At 65.8% G+C, this 17,109-nt stretch carries 15 protein-coding genes and 1 pseudogene; 6 read left to right on the plus strand and 10 right to left on the minus strand.

Annotated features, from left to right (window positions below):
- Nucleotides 1–81: 81 nt before the first annotated feature.
- From OU419_RS20500 to hppD, 3 genes are all read right to left on the minus strand, one after another.
- Nucleotides 82–1,497: an amino acid permease gene (locus OU419_RS20500; protein WP_254474674.1), complete on the minus strand. Its 1,416-nt coding sequence runs from the start codon at nucleotides 1,495–1,497 to the stop codon at nucleotides 82–84.
- An 81-nt stretch (nucleotides 1,498–1,578) separates the two neighbouring features.
- Nucleotides 1,579–2,220 (minus strand): maleylacetoacetate isomerase, encoded by a 642-nt coding sequence (maiA, locus tag OU419_RS20505; RefSeq protein ID WP_254474673.1) that lies wholly within the window; start codon nucleotides 2,218–2,220, stop codon nucleotides 1,579–1,581.
- A 51-nt stretch (nucleotides 2,221–2,271) separates the two neighbouring features.
- Complete coding sequence (gene hppD / locus OU419_RS20510) at nucleotides 2,272–3,354, minus strand: 4-hydroxyphenylpyruvate dioxygenase (protein WP_254474672.1); 1,083 nt, start codon at nucleotides 3,352–3,354, stop codon at nucleotides 2,272–2,274.
- A gap of 302 nt (nucleotides 3,355–3,656) precedes the next feature.
- On the opposite strand from hppD, the gene OU419_RS20515 reads away from it, so the two are divergent.
- The 3 genes from OU419_RS20515 (at nucleotide 3,657) to OU419_RS20525 (ending at nucleotide 5,708) form a co-directional block, all read left to right on the plus strand.
- Entirely contained in the window at nucleotides 3,657–4,424 is a 768-nt protein-coding gene (locus OU419_RS20515) for an AraC family transcriptional regulator (protein WP_254474670.1), read from the plus strand.
- Nucleotides 4,425–4,554: 130 nt separating this feature from the next.
- A complete protein-coding gene (locus OU419_RS20520; RefSeq protein WP_254474668.1) occupies nucleotides 4,555–4,716 on the plus strand; it encodes a DUF1427 family protein in 162 nt (53 codons plus the stop codon).
- A 35-nt stretch (nucleotides 4,717–4,751) separates the two neighbouring features.
- Nucleotides 4,752–5,708 carry a quinone oxidoreductase family protein gene (locus OU419_RS20525; protein WP_254474666.1) on the plus strand — a complete coding sequence of 319 codons (957 nt, stop codon included), beginning with the start codon at nucleotides 4,752–4,754 and terminating at the stop codon, nucleotides 5,706–5,708.
- Nucleotides 5,709–5,726: 18 nt separating this feature from the next.
- Here OU419_RS20525 and OU419_RS20530 read toward each other — a convergent pair whose 3' ends face one another.
- Both OU419_RS20530 and OU419_RS20535 read right to left on the minus strand, forming a co-directional pair.
- Nucleotides 5,727–6,515 (minus strand): TenA family transcriptional regulator, encoded by a 789-nt coding sequence (locus OU419_RS20530; protein ID WP_254474663.1) that lies wholly within the window; start codon nucleotides 6,513–6,515, stop codon nucleotides 5,727–5,729.
- Nucleotides 6,516–6,591: 76 nt separating this feature from the next.
- Nucleotides 6,592–9,009 (minus strand): EAL domain-containing protein, encoded by a 2,418-nt coding sequence (locus OU419_RS20535; RefSeq protein WP_254474661.1) that lies wholly within the window; start codon nucleotides 9,007–9,009, stop codon nucleotides 6,592–6,594.
- Nucleotides 9,010–9,381: 372 nt separating this feature from the next.
- Between OU419_RS20535 and OU419_RS20540 the strand changes: the two genes are divergently transcribed.
- A complete protein-coding gene (locus OU419_RS20540) occupies nucleotides 9,382–10,485 on the plus strand; it encodes a PAS domain-containing protein (protein WP_254474659.1) in 1,104 nt (367 codons plus the stop codon).
- Nucleotides 10,486–10,603: 118 nt separating this feature from the next.
- Entirely contained in the window at nucleotides 10,604–11,491 is an 888-nt protein-coding gene (locus tag OU419_RS20545) for a class I SAM-dependent methyltransferase (protein WP_254474657.1), read from the plus strand.
- On the opposite strand, the gene OU419_RS20550 is transcribed toward OU419_RS20545, so the two are convergent.
- The 5 genes and pseudogenes from OU419_RS20550 to OU419_RS20570 all read right to left on the minus strand — a co-directional run bounded on the left by OU419_RS20550 (nucleotide 11,492) and on the right by OU419_RS20570 (nucleotide 15,970).
- Complete coding sequence (locus tag OU419_RS20550) at nucleotides 11,492–13,285, minus strand: ABC transporter ATP-binding protein (RefSeq protein ID WP_254474655.1); 1,794 nt, start codon at nucleotides 13,283–13,285, stop codon at nucleotides 11,492–11,494.
- Nucleotides 13,278–13,913, minus strand: coding sequence for a DsbA family protein (locus OU419_RS20555; protein WP_254474653.1), 636 nt, complete (start codon nucleotides 13,911–13,913; stop codon nucleotides 13,278–13,280). The genes OU419_RS20550 and OU419_RS20555 overlap by 8 nt, the downstream gene beginning before the upstream one ends.
- A 3-nt stretch (nucleotides 13,914–13,916) precedes the next feature.
- Complete coding sequence (gene trhO / locus OU419_RS20560) at nucleotides 13,917–14,852, minus strand: oxygen-dependent tRNA uridine(34) hydroxylase TrhO (protein ID WP_254474651.1); 936 nt, start codon at nucleotides 14,850–14,852, stop codon at nucleotides 13,917–13,919.
- A gap of 229 nt (nucleotides 14,853–15,081) precedes the next feature.
- Nucleotides 15,082–15,387 carry a BolA family protein gene (locus tag OU419_RS20565; RefSeq protein WP_254474649.1) on the minus strand — a complete coding sequence of 102 codons (306 nt, stop codon included), beginning with the start codon at nucleotides 15,385–15,387 and terminating at the stop codon, nucleotides 15,082–15,084.
- A gap of 26 nt (nucleotides 15,388–15,413) precedes the next feature.
- A pseudogene (locus OU419_RS20570) lies at nucleotides 15,414–15,970 on the minus strand (DUF2059 domain-containing protein).
- Between the two features lie 121 nt (nucleotides 15,971–16,091).
- Here OU419_RS20570 and OU419_RS20575 point away from each other — a divergent pair.
- Complete coding sequence (locus OU419_RS20575) at nucleotides 16,092–17,105, plus strand: DUF2804 domain-containing protein (protein WP_254474647.1); 1,014 nt, start codon at nucleotides 16,092–16,094, stop codon at nucleotides 17,103–17,105.
- The last annotated feature ends 4 nt before the right edge of the window (nucleotides 17,106–17,109 follow it).

The raw sequence follows: 17,109 nt of genomic DNA on the forward strand, positions 1-17,109 counted from the left end.
TGACGAAAAATGGCCCGGACACTCTAGGAAGTAAGGGGCCACACGGTCAATCGCGGGCGGCCCGGAATAAAGTCGGGTAGCTCACTCCGCCAGGGCCGCCCTTGCCTCGCCACGGACCGGGCCCTGGCGTTTCAGGCGATAGCAGCCGTACATCACCAGTAGCCAGAGCGGAATCGCATAGACCGACACCTGAATGCCCGGGGTGAACAGCATGACGCCGAGGATGAACAGCACGAAGCCCAGGCACAGCCAGTTGCCCAGCGGATACCACACGGCGCGGAAGGCGGTGCGGGTGCCCTGCGCATCCATCCGTGCACGGAACTTCAGGTGCGCCAGGCTGATCATCGCCCAGTTGATCACCAGGGCAGCCACCACCAGCGACATCAGCAACTCCAGCGCGCGCGCCGGGATCAGGTAGTTCACCAGCACGGCAAGGAAGGTCACGGCCGCCGAGACCAGCAGCGAGCGCACCGGCACGCCGCGGCTGTCCACCCTGGCCAGCGCGCGCGGAGCGTCGCCCTGCTCCGCCAGGCCCACCAGCATGCGGCCGTTGCAGTAGGTGCCGCTGTTGTAGACCGAGAGCGCGGCAGTGAGCACCACGAAGTTGAGCACGTGAGCCGCGGTGCCGCTGCCGATCATCGAGAATATCTGCACGAACGGGCTGCCGCTGTAGGAGTCGCCGGAGGCGTTCAGCGTTTGCAGCAGGCTGTCCCAGGGCGTCAGCGACAGCAGCACGGTGAGGGCGCCGATGTAGAAGATGAGGATGCGGTAGATGACCTGGTTGATCGCCTTGGGGATCACGGTCTTCGGCCTGTCGGCCTCGGCGGCGGTGAAACCGAGCATCTCCAGCCCGCCGAAGGAGAACATGATGATCGCCATTGCCATCACCAGCCCGCTGACGCCATTGGGGAAGAAGCCACCATGCGCCCACAGGTTGCTGACCGTGGCCTGCTCGCCGCCGCTGCCGCTGGCCAGCAGGTAGCAGCCCAGGGCGATCATGCCGACGATGGCGGCAACCTTGATGATGGCGAACCAGAACTCCGCCTCGCCGAAGGCCTTCACGTTGAACAGGTTGATGGCGTTGACCACCACGAAGAACAGCGCGGCACTGGCCCAGGTCGGCACGTCCGGCCACCAGTAATGGATGTACTTGCCCACCGCGGTGAGTTCCGACATGCCCACCAGGATGTACAGCACCCAGCAGTTCCAGCCCGAGAGGAAGCCGGCGAAACCGCCCCAGTACTTGTGCGCGAAGTGGCTGAAGGAGCCTGCGACGGGCTCCTCGACGATCATCTCGCCGAGCTGGCGCATGATCAGGAAGGCAATGAAGCCGGCGATGGCATAGCCAAGGATCATCGACGGCCCGGCGGACTTGAGTACACCGGCGGAGCCCAGGAACAACCCGGTACCGATGGCGCCGCCCAGGGCGATCAACTGGATATGGCGATTCTTCAGGCCCCGCTGGAGCTGGCCTGCGTGTTGAGTTTCACGCGTCATGCGTCACCTGTTGTTTTTATCTGTGACGTGAATCGGCCGCCCGGCTCGTGGCTGGGCGGTGCGGGCAAGGTAGAACGGAGCTTACTGGGCGTCGGGCTGCACCTCCGGGGCAGCTTGCTGGAAGGCTTCAAGGGGCTCGCAGCGCGCGGCGATGGCGAGCAGGCGCGGGCAACCGGAAAGGTCGCAGCCGAAGCGCCGCGCGTTGTACAACTGGGGAACCAGGCAGGCTTCGAAATAACCGGGGCGTTCGCCCAGGGACAGCGGGCCGGTCCAGGCGGCAACGCCCTGTTCCACCGCGTGCAGTCCGGTTTCGACCCAGTGTCGGATCCAGGCGTTCTTCGCGTCGTCCGCCACGCCCAGCGGGCCGCTGAGGTACTGCAGTACGCGCAGGTTGTTCAGCGGATGGATGTCGCAGGCGATGTGCAGGGCCAGCGCACGAACCTGGGCACGCTGCAGCGCATCGCGCGGCAGCAGGCTCGGTTGCGGATGGGTTTCGTCGAGGTATTCGAGGATGGCCAGGGACTGCGCGATGCGCGCATCGCCGTCCACCAGCAACGGCACCAGTTCCTGCGGGTTGAGTGCCTTGTAGTCGGCAGCGTGCTGCTGGCCGCCGTCCTTCACCAGGTGCACCGGCACCTGACGGTAGGCCAGGCCCTTGAGGCCCAGGGCAATGCGCACGCGGTAGGCGGCGCTGGAACGCCAGTAGGAGTACAGGGTGAGCATGGCGGACTCCGGGGGCAGCCACGCTCCTCGCGCGGCCGCCCGGCAAACGAGCTACTTGTCGGAGATCACGCCACGGCGAATCTGATCTTCCTCGATGGACTCGAACAGGGCCTTGAAGTTGCCCTCGCCGAAACCCTGGTTGCCCTTGCGCTGGATGATCTCGAAGAAGATCGGGCCGATCACCGTGTTGGTGAAGATCTGCAGCAGGATACCGTCGTCACCCGGCGCGCCGTCGATCAGGATGTTCAGTTCGCGCAGTTGCTCCAGCGGTTCGCCGTGGCCGGCGACGCGGCTGTCGACCTTCTCGTAGTAGGTGTCCGGGGTGCTCATGAAGTCCACGCCGTTGGCGCGCAGCTTGCGCACGGTGGCATAGATATCGTCGGTAGTCAGGGCGATGTGCTGGATGCCTTCGCCGTGGTACTCGCGGATGAACTCCTCGATCTGCGAGGTATCGTCCGCCGACTCGTTGATCGGGATGCGGATCTTGCCGCAAGGCGCAGTCATGGCGCGGGAGAACAGGCCGGTGAGCTTGCCTTCGATATCGAAGTAGCGGATTTCGCGGAAATTGGCGATGCGCTCGTAGAAGCCCGACCAGACGTCCATCTGTCCGCGCTTGACGTTATGGGTCAGGTGGTCGATGCACAGCAGGCCGACGGCATTGTCACCGGCGGTACGGCCTTCGATGAACTCGAAGTCGACGTCGTAGATGCTCTTGTCGCCATAGCGGTCGACGAGATATAGCAACGAGCCGCCGATACCTTCGACACACGGAATGTTCAGCTCGCCGAAGTTGGCGTGGCTGCCAACCAGCCTGGCGCCCTGGGACTCGACATAGGCGGCGGCCTGCGCTGCATTCTTCACCCGGAAGGCCATCGCGCAGGCGCTCGGCCCGTGTTTCCTGGCGAACTCGTGAACGTGACCGGTGGGGCTGCCGTTGAGCACGATGTTGATGTCGTTCTGCTGGAACAGGAAGACTTCCTTGGAGCGGTGCTTGGCGGTCTCGGTGAACCCCATGCCGGTGAACAACTGGCGCAGTTGCTCGATGCCCTGCGCGTCGGGGGCGGTGAATTCGACGAACTCGAAGCCGTCGGTGCCGATTGGGTTGTGTTGCTCGATCTTGGTCACGGCGTTCATCCGGCCTCCTCTTTGTCGTTATCGGCTGGCTCGGCGCGGGGCCGTCCAGGCGTCTGGAATGCCTTCATCTCAACCCTGCGCGGCGCCGCGGACAAGCCGCTGCGGCGAGGCCCGGCTGCGGCCCGGCCCGGCTGCGCGGCAAGAAATCCTTACGCGCCCCGACGCCCCCTGCGGCGAGCCGCCGCACCGTAAAGAAATCATGACAAGGTGGTGCGACAGCCTTCCAGCGCGAGCAGGCGCATCTCGCCAGCGGCCGCTCCGGTTAGCTACCATGCGCGACATCTTCCTCGCCGAATTCGCCAATGGCCCGCGCCGCACCTCCGGATTTCGACGCCACGACCGCGTCACTTCGCGCCCTCGCCCGCAGCTACCCGCGCGGGCTGCACATCGAGCCGCATTCCCACGATTGGGGCCAGGTGCTGTACGCAATGTCCGGGGTGATGTGGGTGGAAACGCCGCACGAAGCGCTGCTGGTGCCGCCCAACCGCGCCGTCTGGCTGCCGCCGCGCGTGCCCCACGGCATCCGTGTGGTCAGCGAGCTGCAGATGCGCAACATCTACCTGCGGCCGGGAACCGCTGACTCGCTGGGCGAACAGGTGCAGGCCTTCGAGGTGGGCGGCCTGTTGCGCGAGCTGATCCTGCATCTGGTCGAGCACGAGAGCGAACCGGACACCGACTACTACCAGGCACTGTCGCGGCTCGCTGTGCTGGAGCTGCAGCGAGCGCGCAGCCTGCTGCTGCGGGTTCCGCTGCCGGACGAGTCCGACCGCCGCCTGTCGAACCTGTGCCAGGCAGTGATGGCCGAGCCGTCCCAGGAGATTTCCTTCGAGCAGCACGCCGCCGACGCCGGCGCCAGCGTGCGTACCCTCGCCCGCCTGCTCCAGCGCAGCCTGGGCATGGGCTTCGCCCAATGGCGCCGCCAGGTGCAATTGGCCACGGCGGTGGCGCAGTTGAGCGAGGGCGTTCCGGTGAGCACCGTTGCCCATGCGCTGGGCTACCAGCCAGGCAGCTTCAGCGAGATGTTTCGGCGCGAACTGGGCGTTACGCCGTCGGAGTACTGCGCCCGGTAGCGCCTGCGCGGCCCCGGCGCGGCCCGCCATCTGTCCGATATTCCGAAGTCGATGACCGGCGCCAGCCGGTACGCCACCCTAGACTTCAGGCACTCCATTTCCCACCGTCGGGTGCGCCGCGGAGAGTGCCATGAACTACCTGATTTCCCTGGCCATCGGCATCGCCGTCGGCCTCGCTTATCACTTCCTCGACTTCCGCTCGCCGGCCCCCCCGCTGGTGGCGCTGGTCGGCCTGCTCGGCATGCAGATCGGCGAGAACGCGCTGCCGCTGCTGACCCGCTGGCTGCACTGAAACCTTTCTTCACCCACGTCACCAGGACCTGCACCATGAAAGCCCTGCAATTCGACCGTACCGGCGACCTCGCCGCCCTGAGCTTCACCGACATCGCCGAGCCGATTCCGGCCGCCGGCGAAGTGCTGGTGGAAGTACGCGCCGCCGGCCTCAACCCCAGCGATGTGAAGAACGTGCTCGGCCGTTTCCCCTACACCACCCTGCCCCGCGTGCCGGGCCGCGACTTCGCTGGCGTGGTGATCAAGGGTCCGGCCGAGCTGGTCGGAAAATCCGTGTGGGGCACCGGCAAGGGCCTGGGCTTCACCCGCAACGGCAGCCATGCGCAATTGATGAGCGTGCCGATGGGCGGCGTGGCGCCGATGCCCGAGCGCATGAGCTTCGCCCAGGCCGCCAGTTGTGGCGTGCCGTTCACCACTGCCTGGGATGCACTGGAGCGCAGCCAGGTGTGCACGGGCACCCGCCTGCTGGTGATCGGCTTGGGCGCGGTTGGCGCCGCCGCCATTTCGCTGGCCAAGGCCCGCGGCGCACAGGTGCTGGGCGCGGTGCGGCGCGAGCAGGCCCAGGCAGGGTTACAGGCCCAGGGCGTGCCGACCCTCCTGCTGAGCGGCGCGGAAACCCTGGCCGCGCAGGTGGAAGAGCACTTCCCCGGCGGCGCCGAGGTGATCTTCGATACCACCGGTTTCTGGCTTCCCGCCGCGGTCAGCGCGCTGACAACTTTCGGCCGCATCGCGATCATCGCCGCGCCGGTGGACGGACACGTGCAGTTGCCTGCCCTGGCGCTGTATCGCCGTGGCGGCTCGGTCGTCGGTGTGAATTCGCTGCTGTACGACGCCGTCGCCTGCGCGGCGATGCTGCGCCAGTTCGGCCAATGGTTCGACGACGGCAGGCTGCCGCTGCCTTCCGGCCTGTGCGAGGTACCGCTGAGCGAAGGTGTACAGCGCTACCACGAAATCAACGAAGGGAGCAGCGAGAAGATCATCCTGCTGCCCTGACAGGCATGCGGCTGCGGGCTAGCCCGCAGCCTGCATCGGCTCCCGCCGCGAACCGCCCTGCGCCTGCTCCAGCGCCATGCAGTAGTCGAGGAACAGGCGCATGTAGCCATAGCTCTTGCAGATCGCCTCGCGCAGCTCCAGGCAGCGAGGCGCGGTCATCCGTGGGCCGCTGAGGGTGCAGATGATCTCCAGCGCTTCCCACGGATGGTCATCGTCGTAGCGGGCATGCAGCTTGAGCCAGCGCATCGCCTCCTTGCGGGAGCCCGCCGGCAGCGAACGCTCGTAGGCATCGCTGGAACAGACGATCGCCGACCAGTCGCCCGTCGCGCCCTCGATGGCGTAGTTGGTAGCCGCCATCGACAGCGCCAGTGCATCGGTGGCGCAGGTATGCCAGCACCAGTGCCCTAGAGCATGCAGTTCGGCGGGCACCAACTGGGCCTTCAGCTCCGCCAGAGTCACTCCGTAGGACTCCGCCCAGTGCAACCAATAGTCGGCGTGATTGAGTTCGACGCGGATGTTGCGCATCAGCCAGCGCCGCGCCATGTCTTCCCCGGGGCTTCGCCCGAAGCGCGTCTTGAGCAGGTTCTGCGACATGTACAGGGGGAACTGCTCCACCACCTGCCAGCCGCCGATGAGGAAGGCGCGCATGGTCTGCCGGCTCAGTTGGCCGTCACGCATGCGTGCGTAGAGGGGATGGCCGACCACCGCCAGGCGGCTGCTCTCGCAGTCCTGCACGAGGCGTTGTGCCCAGACGGGGTAACTGGAAAGTTCCTTGAGCGGCCCACTACGAACAAAGGTGTCGTTCATCCAAGGCTCCGTTGCCGGTCGATCCATGCAAGCACCGGTAAGACTGGCCTCAGGTTAGCCCTACCCACGCGCGGCGTCACCGTCCGGAGGTTGTGTTCGACTCAACGGTCGCCATTGCCGAATCGCGCAGGAAGCTCCGGTTGAATGCCTGCGGCCTGGCCAGGCCATAGCCCTGGGCGTAGTCGACGCCGATCTCGCGCAGCACGCCGAGGATTTCCTGCGACTCGACGAACTCCGCCACCGTGCGCTTCCCCATGACGTGACCGATCTGGTTGATCACCTGGACCATCGCCCGGTCGATGGGGTCGTCGAGCATGTCCTTGATGAAACTGCCATCGATCTTCAGATAGTCCACCGGCAGATGCTTGAGGTAGACAAAGGACGACATGCCGGCACAGAAGTCGTCGAGCGAGAAGCGATAGCCCAGGGTCTTGAGTTCCTGGATGAAGCGCGTCGCGTTGACCAGGTTGGCGATGGCGCTGGTTTCGGTGATCTCGAAGCAGATGCTGGCCGGCGCGATACCGTAGCGCGGCTGCATCTCGCGCAGGAAGTCGAGGAATGTTTCGTCGCCGATGGTTGCGCCGGAGAGGTTGATGGCGCAGGTCTGGATCGGCTCGTAGTCGCCCTCCGCCGCCCGAGCGGCCAGAGTGCGGAACGCGCTCTCGACCACCCAGCGGTCGATCTCCGGCATCAGCCCGTAGCGCTCGGCCGCCGGGATGAAGTTGATCGGCGCCACCAAGCGTCCGTTCTCGTCGTTCAGCCGCAGCAGCAGCTCGACATGGGCGCCCTCGTCGGCATGCGGGTCGACCGGGTAGATCGATTGCGCGAACAGACAGAAGCGCTCCTCTTCCAGCGCCAGGCGAATGCGCTGGACCCAGGCCATCTCGCCGACGCGGGTGGACAGCTCAGTATCGTCCGGACGGAACACCTGGGCGCGGTTGCGGCCCTTTTCCTTGGCCATGTAGCAGGCCATGTCGGCGCAGCGCAGTGCCTCTTCCACCGAAACCAGCATCGACGAAACGTGCACCACACCGATGCTGACGGTGATATTGAACGGGCGGGCCTCCCAGATGAAATGCAGGCTCTGGACAGTCAGGCGGATACGCTCGCCGAGCTGCTCCGCCATGTCCGGCGGGCAGTTCTCCAGCAGGATGCCGAACTCGTCGCCCCCCAGCCGCGCGAGTGTGTCGCCTTCGCGCAGGCATTGCTGCAGCACCGAGCAGACCTGGCGCAACAGCTCATCCCCCGCCGCGTGCCCACAGGTATCGTTGACCAGCTTGAACTGGTCCAGGTCCAGGTACATCAGCGCATGGCGATCATCCATGTGCGCCGAGCGCTCCAGCGCCTGCTTGAGGCGGAATTCGAACTCGCGGCGGTTGGTCAGGCCGGTCAGCGCATCGTGGGTCGCCTGCCAGGACAGGCTGGCCATGTACTGACGCTCGCGGGTCATGTCGTGCATCACCAGCACGACGCCCACGACGCGGCCGTCGGCATGGATCGGTGTTCCCATCAGCGTCACCGCGACGGAAGTGCCGTCCAGGCGCTGGATCAGCTTGCTCGACTCACTGCCGCCATCCACCTCCCCGCGCAGGATCTGCCCCAGCAGCGGCAACCCTTCCTCCTGGCTGTTCTCGTCGAACACCCGCAGCAGCGAGCGCAGCGGCAAGCCGACGGCCATCGCACTGTCCCAGCCGATCATGCGTTCTGCGGCCGGATTGAAATAGGCAATGCACTCCTGGGCATCGAGGGTGACTACTCCATCGCCGATTGCCGCAAGGGTGGTCTGGGCGCGCTCCTTTTCGGTATCCAGAGCGCTCTCGAAGGCGCGCTGCTGGCGCAGCAGCTTGCGGGTGCGCCACACCGCCAGCAGGATCAGCGCCAGGCCGACCAGGCAGTTTGCGACCAGCAGTATCCGCATCAGCACCCGCGACCCCTCGCCGAGCGCAGCGGAGAACGCCATCGCCGCCGGCGTCACGCCATCGTTGATGTCCTGGATGCGGCTGCCCCAGTAGCTCAGGTCGCCAGCGCTGACCGCACCGGCCTGGATGCGCGCGTGCATCTCGCCGGCCAGGTGTTCAAGTTGGTCGAGGTAGGCGTCGCCGACGATCCAGCGCCGTACCGCCTCGTCGAAATAGCTGTACTCGTGGAAGTAGCGGTACAGCCAGATGAGGCTGTCGACGTCATCCGGGTGGTTGCCACCCGCCAGCGCACCGCGCCTGGCCGTTTCGATGTCTGGCGGATTCTGGTCGAGGGCCGTGCGGAACAGGCGGTCGCCCTGCGGGATGGCAATCGCCGTCTGATAGCGCCGGAAGTCTTCCGGGTCGTAGGTCTGCCCGTAGCGCTGGAGATAGTGGATGGCGTCCTTCTGGCCTTTCGACCAGAGGCTTTCGCCACCGACGTAGGCACGGACGCCCGAGAGGATGAACAGGCTGCCGCCACCGATCAGCGCCTGCAACAGCGCCACCGCCATGAACGGCCATACCAGCCGCAGCATTCGGGTTCGTCGACGGATAGGCAAAAGTCCCAAGGCATCCATAAGGTACTTCGAATTCCTTCTTCTTGTCCCTGGCCCCAGACAGCGCCGGCTGTGATCGAGGGGGGACACATTCGATCGCCCCATTCTTTACTCATAGCCGATCACGACAATTCCTCAAACCGCCGGACATCGCGCCTGGCCGGCGGGAACCGGCAGCACACGGCGAAACACTGGTAGCACCGTGCCTTCACCGGCCTTTACCGGCCTTTCGTCGGGAGCGCCACATCCGACCAACGGCCAGCAACGACGCGGGCTTCAGACTGCTTGCAGGAATAAAGGCCATGTGCCATACCTCAGCCAATCGTGCAATCTGCAAGTCTGGAGAATTCCATGCCTCGTCGGGATATGGATGCGCAGTACGACCAACTGCTGGGGCTTTCCTATGAGTGTGTACTCGACGAGGGTGCTTGGCTGCCCCTGCTCTCCGGGCTGATCGACGCCACCGGTCGGCAACAGGGCGTGCTGCTGTTCTGGGACCAGACAGAGGAAGGCGCGCTGGCCAGTGAGATCAACCTGTGCGATCCCGGTGCCATCGACACCTACAACCGCGAGTTCTGCAACATGGACCCATGCAAGCGCTTCATGCTCAGGCGCCCGGTGGGCCACTGGTATCACGACCTGCTTGAATACGGTCCCGAGAAAATCCGCCGCGACCCGTACTACCAGGAGTTCCAGCTACCCAACGGCATGCACAACGTGTCGTGCCTCAAGCTCAACGAACAGGCCAGCGCCGGCATCTACCTGTCGGTGCTCACCAGCGTGGGTGCGCGCTACCCGAAGGCTTCCGAGCAGGCCCTGCTGGGCCGGATCAGCCAGCATCTCGTGCGGGCGGCGCGGATGTTCGAACGGGTCAGTGGCATGCGCCTGGAACTGGCCCGGCGCGACCTGCTGCTCGACCATCATCCCACACCGCTCTGGCTGCTGGACGGCGATACCCGTGTGCTCTACGCCAACCAGGCTGCCCAGCAGCAACTGACGCAGAAGAAACCGCGTTTTCATGAAGTATTCGGCCGCCTGCATTGCCGCCAGCACGACGCGCGGCTGCAAGCCCTGGTGCGCCAGGCCACTCCGCGCCAGGGCAAGGGGCAAGCCGGCTGGCTGTCGCTGGGCGATGGCAGCGCACTGGAGCTGCTGGTCACCCCGGTGCCGGCCGAAGCCCGCTTCAATCAGCCGTTCCAGCGCCCACTGGCGTTGCTCGCCCTGCTCGATGCGCACCGCCAGAGTCGCCTGCTCGGCGACCTGTTCGGCCTGACACCCGCCGAGCAGCGCCTGGGCGACCTGCTGGTACGCGGCCTGACGCCGGAGCAGTGCTCCGAGCAACTGGGCACGTCCATCAACACCGTGCGCAGCCAACTGCGTGCCCTGTTCCGCAAGACCCGCACCAACCGGCAGGCGGAACTGATGAGCCTGCTGGTGCGGCTGGGGCAGCGTTGAGCCGACGAGCAGCATCATCCATTCAGATGATGGCCAGGACATTTGCCCGCTCTAACGTGGTGACTGGATTACCGGCCCGGCGGGCCGGCCACGAATTCGGCATACCAGGTGGACGGCAATGGACAATCGCTCGCAACAGAATCCGGACTCGCTGAACCAGGCCATCGAACAGCTCGAACGGCAACTGCGCCGCATCCGGGACAGCGCTCCCGATCTCATGGAACTGGCCAGGATCGGCACCGAACCGCCGCCATCGCCACGGGTCGTCCGTTTCCCACGGCGGCGCGAACGGCCGATGGGCGAAGGAGCCTGCAACGCGGTGCTGCTCGACTACCTGTATGGAATCGACAGCACGCTGCGCACCATGCTGCCCGACGGGCCGACCGACGAACTGTTCCGCTATGCCAGCACGGCAGCCCCGCCCAGGGCATTGCGCTCGCGCCGGCAATTGCTGGCGCGGGAGATCGACCGTACCTGCGAGCTGCTCGGCGGCCAGGCCCGCATCCTCTGCGTGGGCTGCGGACATCTGCGCGAGGCCGATATTTCGCGCGCCCTGCGGCACGGGCAGTTTCGCGATTTCCTGGCGCTCGATGCCCAGCCTCAGCCCTTGCAGACGGTGGAGTCCTGCTACGCCGCGCTCGGCATCCAGACGGTGAAGTGCAGCCTCGATGACCTGTTCTATGGTCGCGCCGAACTCTGCCACTTCGACCTGATCTATTCCGCCGGCCTTTATGAGGTGCTCGACGAACAGGACGCCCGCGACCTCACACGCAACCTGTTCGCCCGCCTGCAGCCGGGCGGGCGTCTGCTGATGAGCAACTTCCTGCCGGGCATACCCGACATCGCTTATCTGGAGGGGTTGCTGGACTGGCGGCCGCACTACCGCAGCGACTCGGCGCTGCTCGATCTGCTGCTGGGCATCCCCTACAACGACATCGGCAGCGCACGGGTCTTCCACGACCTGGGCAATTGCGTGGCCTTCCTCGAAGTCACCCGATACGGCTGATCAGTTCTGCTGCAGGTGGCCATACAGGCGCGCGTAGAGCCCGCCTTCGGCAATCAGTTGCTGGTGGTCGCCGTCTTCGGCGATGCGCCCGCCATCGAACACCAGCACTCGGTCCGCCTGCTTAACCGCCGAAAGCCGGTGGGCGATGATCAGTGTGGTGCGACCGTCGAGGAAGCGTCCAAGCGCCTGGTGCAGCGCATACTCGGTGGCAGCGTCCAGCGCCGAGGTGGCCTCGTCGAGGATCACTACGCTGGGCTCGGCCAATACCATGCGAGCGATCGCCAACCGTTGCCGCTGGCCGCCGGATAGGCGCACGCCGGAACGCCCGACCACGCTGTCCAGCCCCTGCGGCAGGGCGCGGATGGTATCCGCCAGTTGAGCCACTTCCAGCGCTCGCCAGCAGGCTTCGTCGCTGCGCTCGCGGCCCATCGTCAGGTTGGCGCGCACCGTGTCGTTGAACAGCGCCGGATGTTGCAGCACCACGGCGACATGCTCGCGCACGCACTCCAGGCCGATCTCCTCCAGTGCGACGCCGCCATAGCGGATGCTGCCGGACTGCGGCTGATAGAGGCCCAGCAACAGTTGCACCAGGGTGCTCTTGCCGCCGCCGCTGGCGCCGACGATGGCGACCTTCTCGCCGGGAGCGATATCCAGGTCCATGCCGTCGAGAACCCGTTCGTCGCGATAGGCGAAACTCAGGCCGCGCACCTGGATGCCGACGTTGTCGCGTCCGGCAAAGGGATCGCGACGCGGCGGGTACTGCGGCTCGTCGGCGCGAGCCAGCAGCTCGTTGATGCGGGTGAGCGCGCCACCGGCGGCATAGAAGGCGTACTGCAGGCTGAGCAGTTGCTCAACCGGGCCGATCATGAACCAGAGGTAGCTGAACACCGCCAGCATCTGGCCGATGGACAGGTCGGAGAACAGCACCGTGAGCATCGCCGCGGCGCGGAACAGGTCGATGCCGAACTGGAACAGCAGACCGCTGGCGCGTCCGGCGGCGTCGCTCTTCCACTGCGAGGCGACGGCGTAGTCACGGACTTCGCGGGCACGCACGCCCAGGCGGCCGAGGAAGAAACCCTGGCGATTACCGGCGCGTACCTCCTGGATCGCGTCCAGGGTCTCGGTGAGCGCCTGGGTGAAGCGAGCGGTGCTGTCGTTCTCCAGCTTCTTCAGGTGTTTGACGCGCTTGCCCAACTGCACCGTGGCAAAGATCACCAGCGGGTTGAACAGCAGAATCAGCAGTGCCAGTTGCCAGTGCATCCAGATCAGGATCGCCGCGGTGCCACACAGCGTCAGCAGCGCCACCAGGAAGCGGCTCAGGGTGTCGCCGACGAACTTGTCGAGGGTGTCCAGGTCGGTCACCAGGTGCGCGCTGACCGAACCGCCGCCCAGTGTCTCGTATTCGCCCAGGGCGATCCGCTTCAGGCGCTCGATCAGGCGCAGCCGGATGCGGTACACCACATCCTTGGACAGCCGCGCGAAGAGCCTGGCCTGCAGTACGTTGAACACCAGGGCGCAACTGCGCAGCAGCAGCGTGACCACCAGCATCAGGCCGATATAGCCCACCGGTTTGTGCCACGCCTGCGGCAGCCAGTTGTTCATCACCTGTAGCGCCGCGTCGCCCTTGCCCAGCAGTACTTCGTCCACCAGCAGCGGCAGCAGCAACGGAATCGGCACGCTGCACGCAGTGGCCAGCACGGCGACCAGGTTGGCGAGGATCAGGGCCTTGCGGTGGTGGAAGGCGAGCCGACGAATCTCCGCCCAGCTCAGGCGGTCTGCTACCGCCTCAGGCATGCCGCCCGCGCTCCAGCCAGCGCTCCAGCAGCGGGGCGAGCTGTTCCAGCGGCTGGTAGCCGTTGGTCAGCAGGGCCAGTTGCCCATCGCGCTCGGCGAGCAACGTGGGGAAGCCGGCGATGCCCAGGTCGCGGGCCCAGGAAAAGTCCGCCAGCGTCGTCAGGTGATTTTCCTGGCTGTCGAAGGCATCGGCGAACTCGATGCGCGGCAGCCCGACGCGCTCGGCCAGCTCGGTGAGGACGCTGGCCTGCGTGACATCACGGCCTTCGGCGTAGAACGCCTTCTGGATCTCGCCGGCCAGCGCCCAGGCGCAGTCTTCGTCGAGACGGCGAGCGCTGACCACCGCGCGGCAGGCAGGCTCGGTGTCGTAGACGAAACCGTCGGGCAATGCGTCTTCGAAGCGGAACGGCTGGCCGGTGGCGTCATGCACCGCGTGCCAGTGCTCGAGGATATAGCGCTTGGTGGATGGCTCCAGCGCTGCGCCCTGGCCAGTGCGCAGGCCGCCCATCACCAGCGCCAGCGGCACGCCGGCGGCGCGCGCCTGCTCTACCAGCGCCCGCGCCACCGGGGCGAACCCCCAGCACCAGGAGCACATCGGGTCCATCACATAGAGCAGGCGGCTGGTCACGTATCAGGTCTCCGCTCGGGGATCACGGCCAATGGGGTGCGGCTGGTTGCGCGCGCGCGCCAGCTCGATCTGCTTTTGCCGCTCGCGGGCACTGGCGCGGGTCTTCTCCGGCAGCGAGTCCCAGCAATGCGGGCAACTGATGCCCGGCGCGTAATGTTCGGAAGCGCGATCCTGCGCCGAAATCGGGTTGCGGCAGGCATGGCACTGATCGTAGTCGCCCTCGGAGAGATCGTGGCGCACGGTCACGCGGTTGTCGAAGACGAAGCAGTCGCCGCGCCAGAGGGTTTCGGCCTCGGGCACTTCCTCCAGGTACTTGAGAATGCCGCCCTTGAGGTGGAACACCTCTTCGAACCCTTCGCCGAGCATGTAGCTGGAAGCCTTCTCGCAGCGGATGCCGCCGGTGCAGAACATCGCGACCTTCTTGTGCTTCGCCGGGTCGAAATGCTCGCGGATGTATTCGGGGAACTCACGGAACGACTTGGTCTTCGGGTCGATGGCGCCCTCGAAGGTGCCGATGGCCACTTCGTAATCGTTACGGGTGTCGATCAGCAGCACTTCAGGATCGGAAATCAGGGCGTTCCAGTCCTTGGGCTCGACGTAGGTGCCGACCCTGGCATTCGGATCCACGCCCGGAACACCGAGGGTGACGATTTCCTTCTTCAGCTTGACCTTGGTGCGATAGAAGGGCTGCTCATCGCAGTAGGACTCCTTGTGGTCCACATCGGCCAGGCGCGGGTCGAGCCGGAACCAGGCCAGCAGCGCGTCGATGCCTGCGCGGGTCCCGGATACGGTGCCATTGATGCCCTCCTCGGCGAGCAGCAGGGTGCCTTTCACGTCATTGTCCAGCAGGATTTGCAGCAGGGGTTCGCGCAGGGCGACGTAGTCGGGCAGGGAGACGAACTTGTACAACGCCGCGACGACGATTCGATCGGTGGTCATGTATCACTCCAGTGGTCGCCCGCGTAAAGGGCGGACCGGGCTCTTTGAAACGAAAGCTGAAAATGACAGCGCCGGCTGAAGCCGGCGCTGGGTATCGCATTCTACACGGAGCGGTGCCTGTCGAGCATTCCTGTAGTCAGGCGTCGCGAACCGGGGCCATGTACGGCGAAGCCAAGCGAAGTGAGGGGTTCATGTGAGCGACTTCGGCCGGCTTCCAACGCTGCTGCTCTCAGAGGTCGTGCTTGCTACCGCCACGGCAGGTCGGCGAATCCGGCGCCTGCCCCTGCTCCGCCCACTCCTCGGGGGTGTAGGTGTGCAGTGCCAGGGCATGGAACTGGCCCATCAGCTCCCCCAGGGTCGCGTAGACCTTCTGGTGTCGCTTCACTGCGTTCAGCCCGGCGAACACCGGGCTGACCACGACGGCCTTGTAGTGCGTTTCCTGCCCGCGGCTGTGCATATGGCTCTCGTCGAGCACCGCCAGGTGCAGCGGTTCGAGGGCGCCCAGGGCGGTCTGAATACGGTCACGCATGCTCATCTTCGATCTCGATCAGGTTGGCTGGATCAGGGCTTCTTGGCCGGAGCGGCCGGCGCTTTCACACCCAGCTCCTTGTCCATGTCAGCCATCAGCTTGTTCACCGGCTCCACTGCGGTCTGCAACTTGGCCTGGGTAAGCTGCGCGGATTCGGCGGTCAGGCGCGGCATCTTCTCCAGCACCTTGCGGCCCAGCGGCGAGGCGTAGAAATCGTTCAACTGCTTGAGTTCGGACTCGCTGAAGTTGCTGGTGTACAGCTTGACCAGTTCGGGCTTGAGCTTGTCCCAGCCCACAGCGCGGTCCAGTTCGGCGTTGGCCTTGGCCTGGTAGCGATCCAGTACGGCTTTCTTGCTGTCCGGCGCCTTGGCCTGGGCGAAACGCTGGGCGAGCATCTGCTGGACCTGCGCATAGACCGGCACGGTGAGCTTGTCGGCGTGAACCTGCTTGAGGAATTTCTCCGCCTCGGCGTTGGCGTCTGCCAGGGCGACGGAGCTGAAGCCAACCAGTAGTGCTGCGGTGCAGAGCTTACGAAGAGCGGTCATGGGGCGGTCCTTGAGTCTGAAGGGGTGTCCGTGGGACCCGACATTCTGCGCCTAAGTTCGGAAAGCCCTCAAGTGACCGCCGAGCAACGGAGAAATGAACCACTTATCTTGTCGACTTCACGGCAAACCGGCATGCTGCGACGCGTTGCCACATGGATGTGTCCAATGAACACCTTCACCTATCTGCCGCCATACGCGAACTCACCGCCGCTGTGCGACGCCCGCGGCCGCCTGAATGCCGATGCCGTCGGCTGGTCGAGCCGGCCGCAGACACTCTGCAGCCTGCCCGGCAACACCGGCCGGCGCAAACGCTGGAATCACTGGTGCATCAACGCGCCGGGCTGGATGCTCTCGCTGACCATCGCCGACCTCGACTACCTGGGCTACGGCGCCATCTACTTCCTCGACCTGGAAACCGGCCGCTCGGTACATCGCACACAGATAACCCCGCTCGGCCTGGGCTGCGACCTGCCCGACGTTCCCAACCAGAGCCACGGTTTCCAGCATGGCGACCTGTGCCTGAATTTCAGCGAACAGCCCGGCCAGTTGCGGATCACCGCCAGCGCACCCGATCTCGGCGGCCAGCCGCTGGACCTTGCGCTGGAAATCCGGCGTCCCGCGCATCTGGAGTCGGTCAACCTCAACGTACCGATGGCCGGCCGCTGCTTCCACGCCTGCAGCCGGCAGATGGGCCTGCCCGTGCGCGGCAGCCTGCAACTCGGCCACCGCACCTTCCAGTGCAGCGAAGGCGCAAGCTTTGCCGCGCTGGACTTCGGCCGCGGCGTCTGGCCCTTCCGCACCCATTGGACCCGCGCCGCCTTCGCCGCGCCCGGCGGCATCGCCGGCAACTTCGGCAGCGGCTGGACCGACCACACCGACCTCAGCGAAAACGCCCTCTGGTTCGGCGGCGAGCTGCAGCGCCTGTCTGGCGAGGTCGATATCCAGCGTCCGTCCCTCGACGCCCTGGCGCCGTGGCGGCTGCTCAGCCAGTGCCAGCGTGTCGACCTCACCTTCACCCCGCGCAAGCTGCATCGCGCCTGCCCACGCCTGGGCCCGCTGTTCGCCGAGACCAGCCAGTGGTTCGGCCACTTCGACGGCTTCCTGCGCAGCCTCGACGGCGAGCGCGTGCCGGTGCGCAAGGCCCTGGGCTGGATCGGCGCCACCAACGCACGCTGGTGACGCC

Source organism: Pseudomonas triclosanedens, from assembly GCF_026686735.1.
GTDB lineage: Bacteria > Pseudomonadota > Gammaproteobacteria > Pseudomonadales > Pseudomonadaceae > Pseudomonas > Pseudomonas triclosanedens.

Excerpts from the sequence above, each read along its gene's own strand:
- OU419_RS20540 (WP_254474659.1), top strand. The coding sequence starts at position 9,382 with ATGCCTCGTCGGGATATGGATGCGCAGTACGACCAACTGCTGGGGCTT.
- trhO (WP_254474651.1), bottom strand. The coding sequence starts at position 14,852 with ATGACCACCGATCGAATCGTCGTCGCGGCGTTGTACAAGTTCGTCTCC.
- hppD (WP_254474672.1), bottom strand. The coding sequence starts at position 3,354 with ATGAACGCCGTGACCAAGATCGAGCAACACAACCCAATCGGCACCGAC.
- OU419_RS20545 (WP_254474657.1), top strand. The coding sequence starts at position 10,604 with ATGGACAATCGCTCGCAACAGAATCCGGACTCGCTGAACCAGGCCATC.
- OU419_RS20575 (WP_254474647.1), top strand. The coding sequence starts at position 16,092 with ATGAACACCTTCACCTATCTGCCGCCATACGCGAACTCACCGCCGCTG.
- OU419_RS20550 (WP_254474655.1), bottom strand. The coding sequence starts at position 13,285 with ATGCCTGAGGCGGTAGCAGACCGCCTGAGCTGGGCGGAGATTCGTCGG.
- maiA (WP_254474673.1), bottom strand. The coding sequence starts at position 2,220 with ATGCTCACCCTGTACTCCTACTGGCGTTCCAGCGCCGCCTACCGCGTG.
- OU419_RS20500 (WP_254474674.1), bottom strand. The coding sequence starts at position 1,497 with ATGACGCGTGAAACTCAACACGCAGGCCAGCTCCAGCGGGGCCTGAAG.
- OU419_RS20565 (WP_254474649.1), bottom strand. The coding sequence starts at position 15,387 with ATGAGCATGCGTGACCGTATTCAGACCGCCCTGGGCGCCCTCGAACCG.
- OU419_RS20520 (WP_254474668.1), top strand. The coding sequence starts at position 4,555 with ATGAACTACCTGATTTCCCTGGCCATCGGCATCGCCGTCGGCCTCGCT.
- OU419_RS20530 (WP_254474663.1), bottom strand. The coding sequence starts at position 6,515 with ATGAACGACACCTTTGTTCGTAGTGGGCCGCTCAAGGAACTTTCCAGT.
- OU419_RS20515 (WP_254474670.1), top strand. The coding sequence starts at position 3,657 with ATGGCCCGCGCCGCACCTCCGGATTTCGACGCCACGACCGCGTCACTT.
- OU419_RS20525 (WP_254474666.1), top strand. The coding sequence starts at position 4,752 with ATGAAAGCCCTGCAATTCGACCGTACCGGCGACCTCGCCGCCCTGAGC.
- OU419_RS20535 (WP_254474661.1), bottom strand. The coding sequence starts at position 9,009 with ATGCTGCGGCTGGTATGGCCGTTCATGGCGGTGGCGCTGTTGCAGGCG.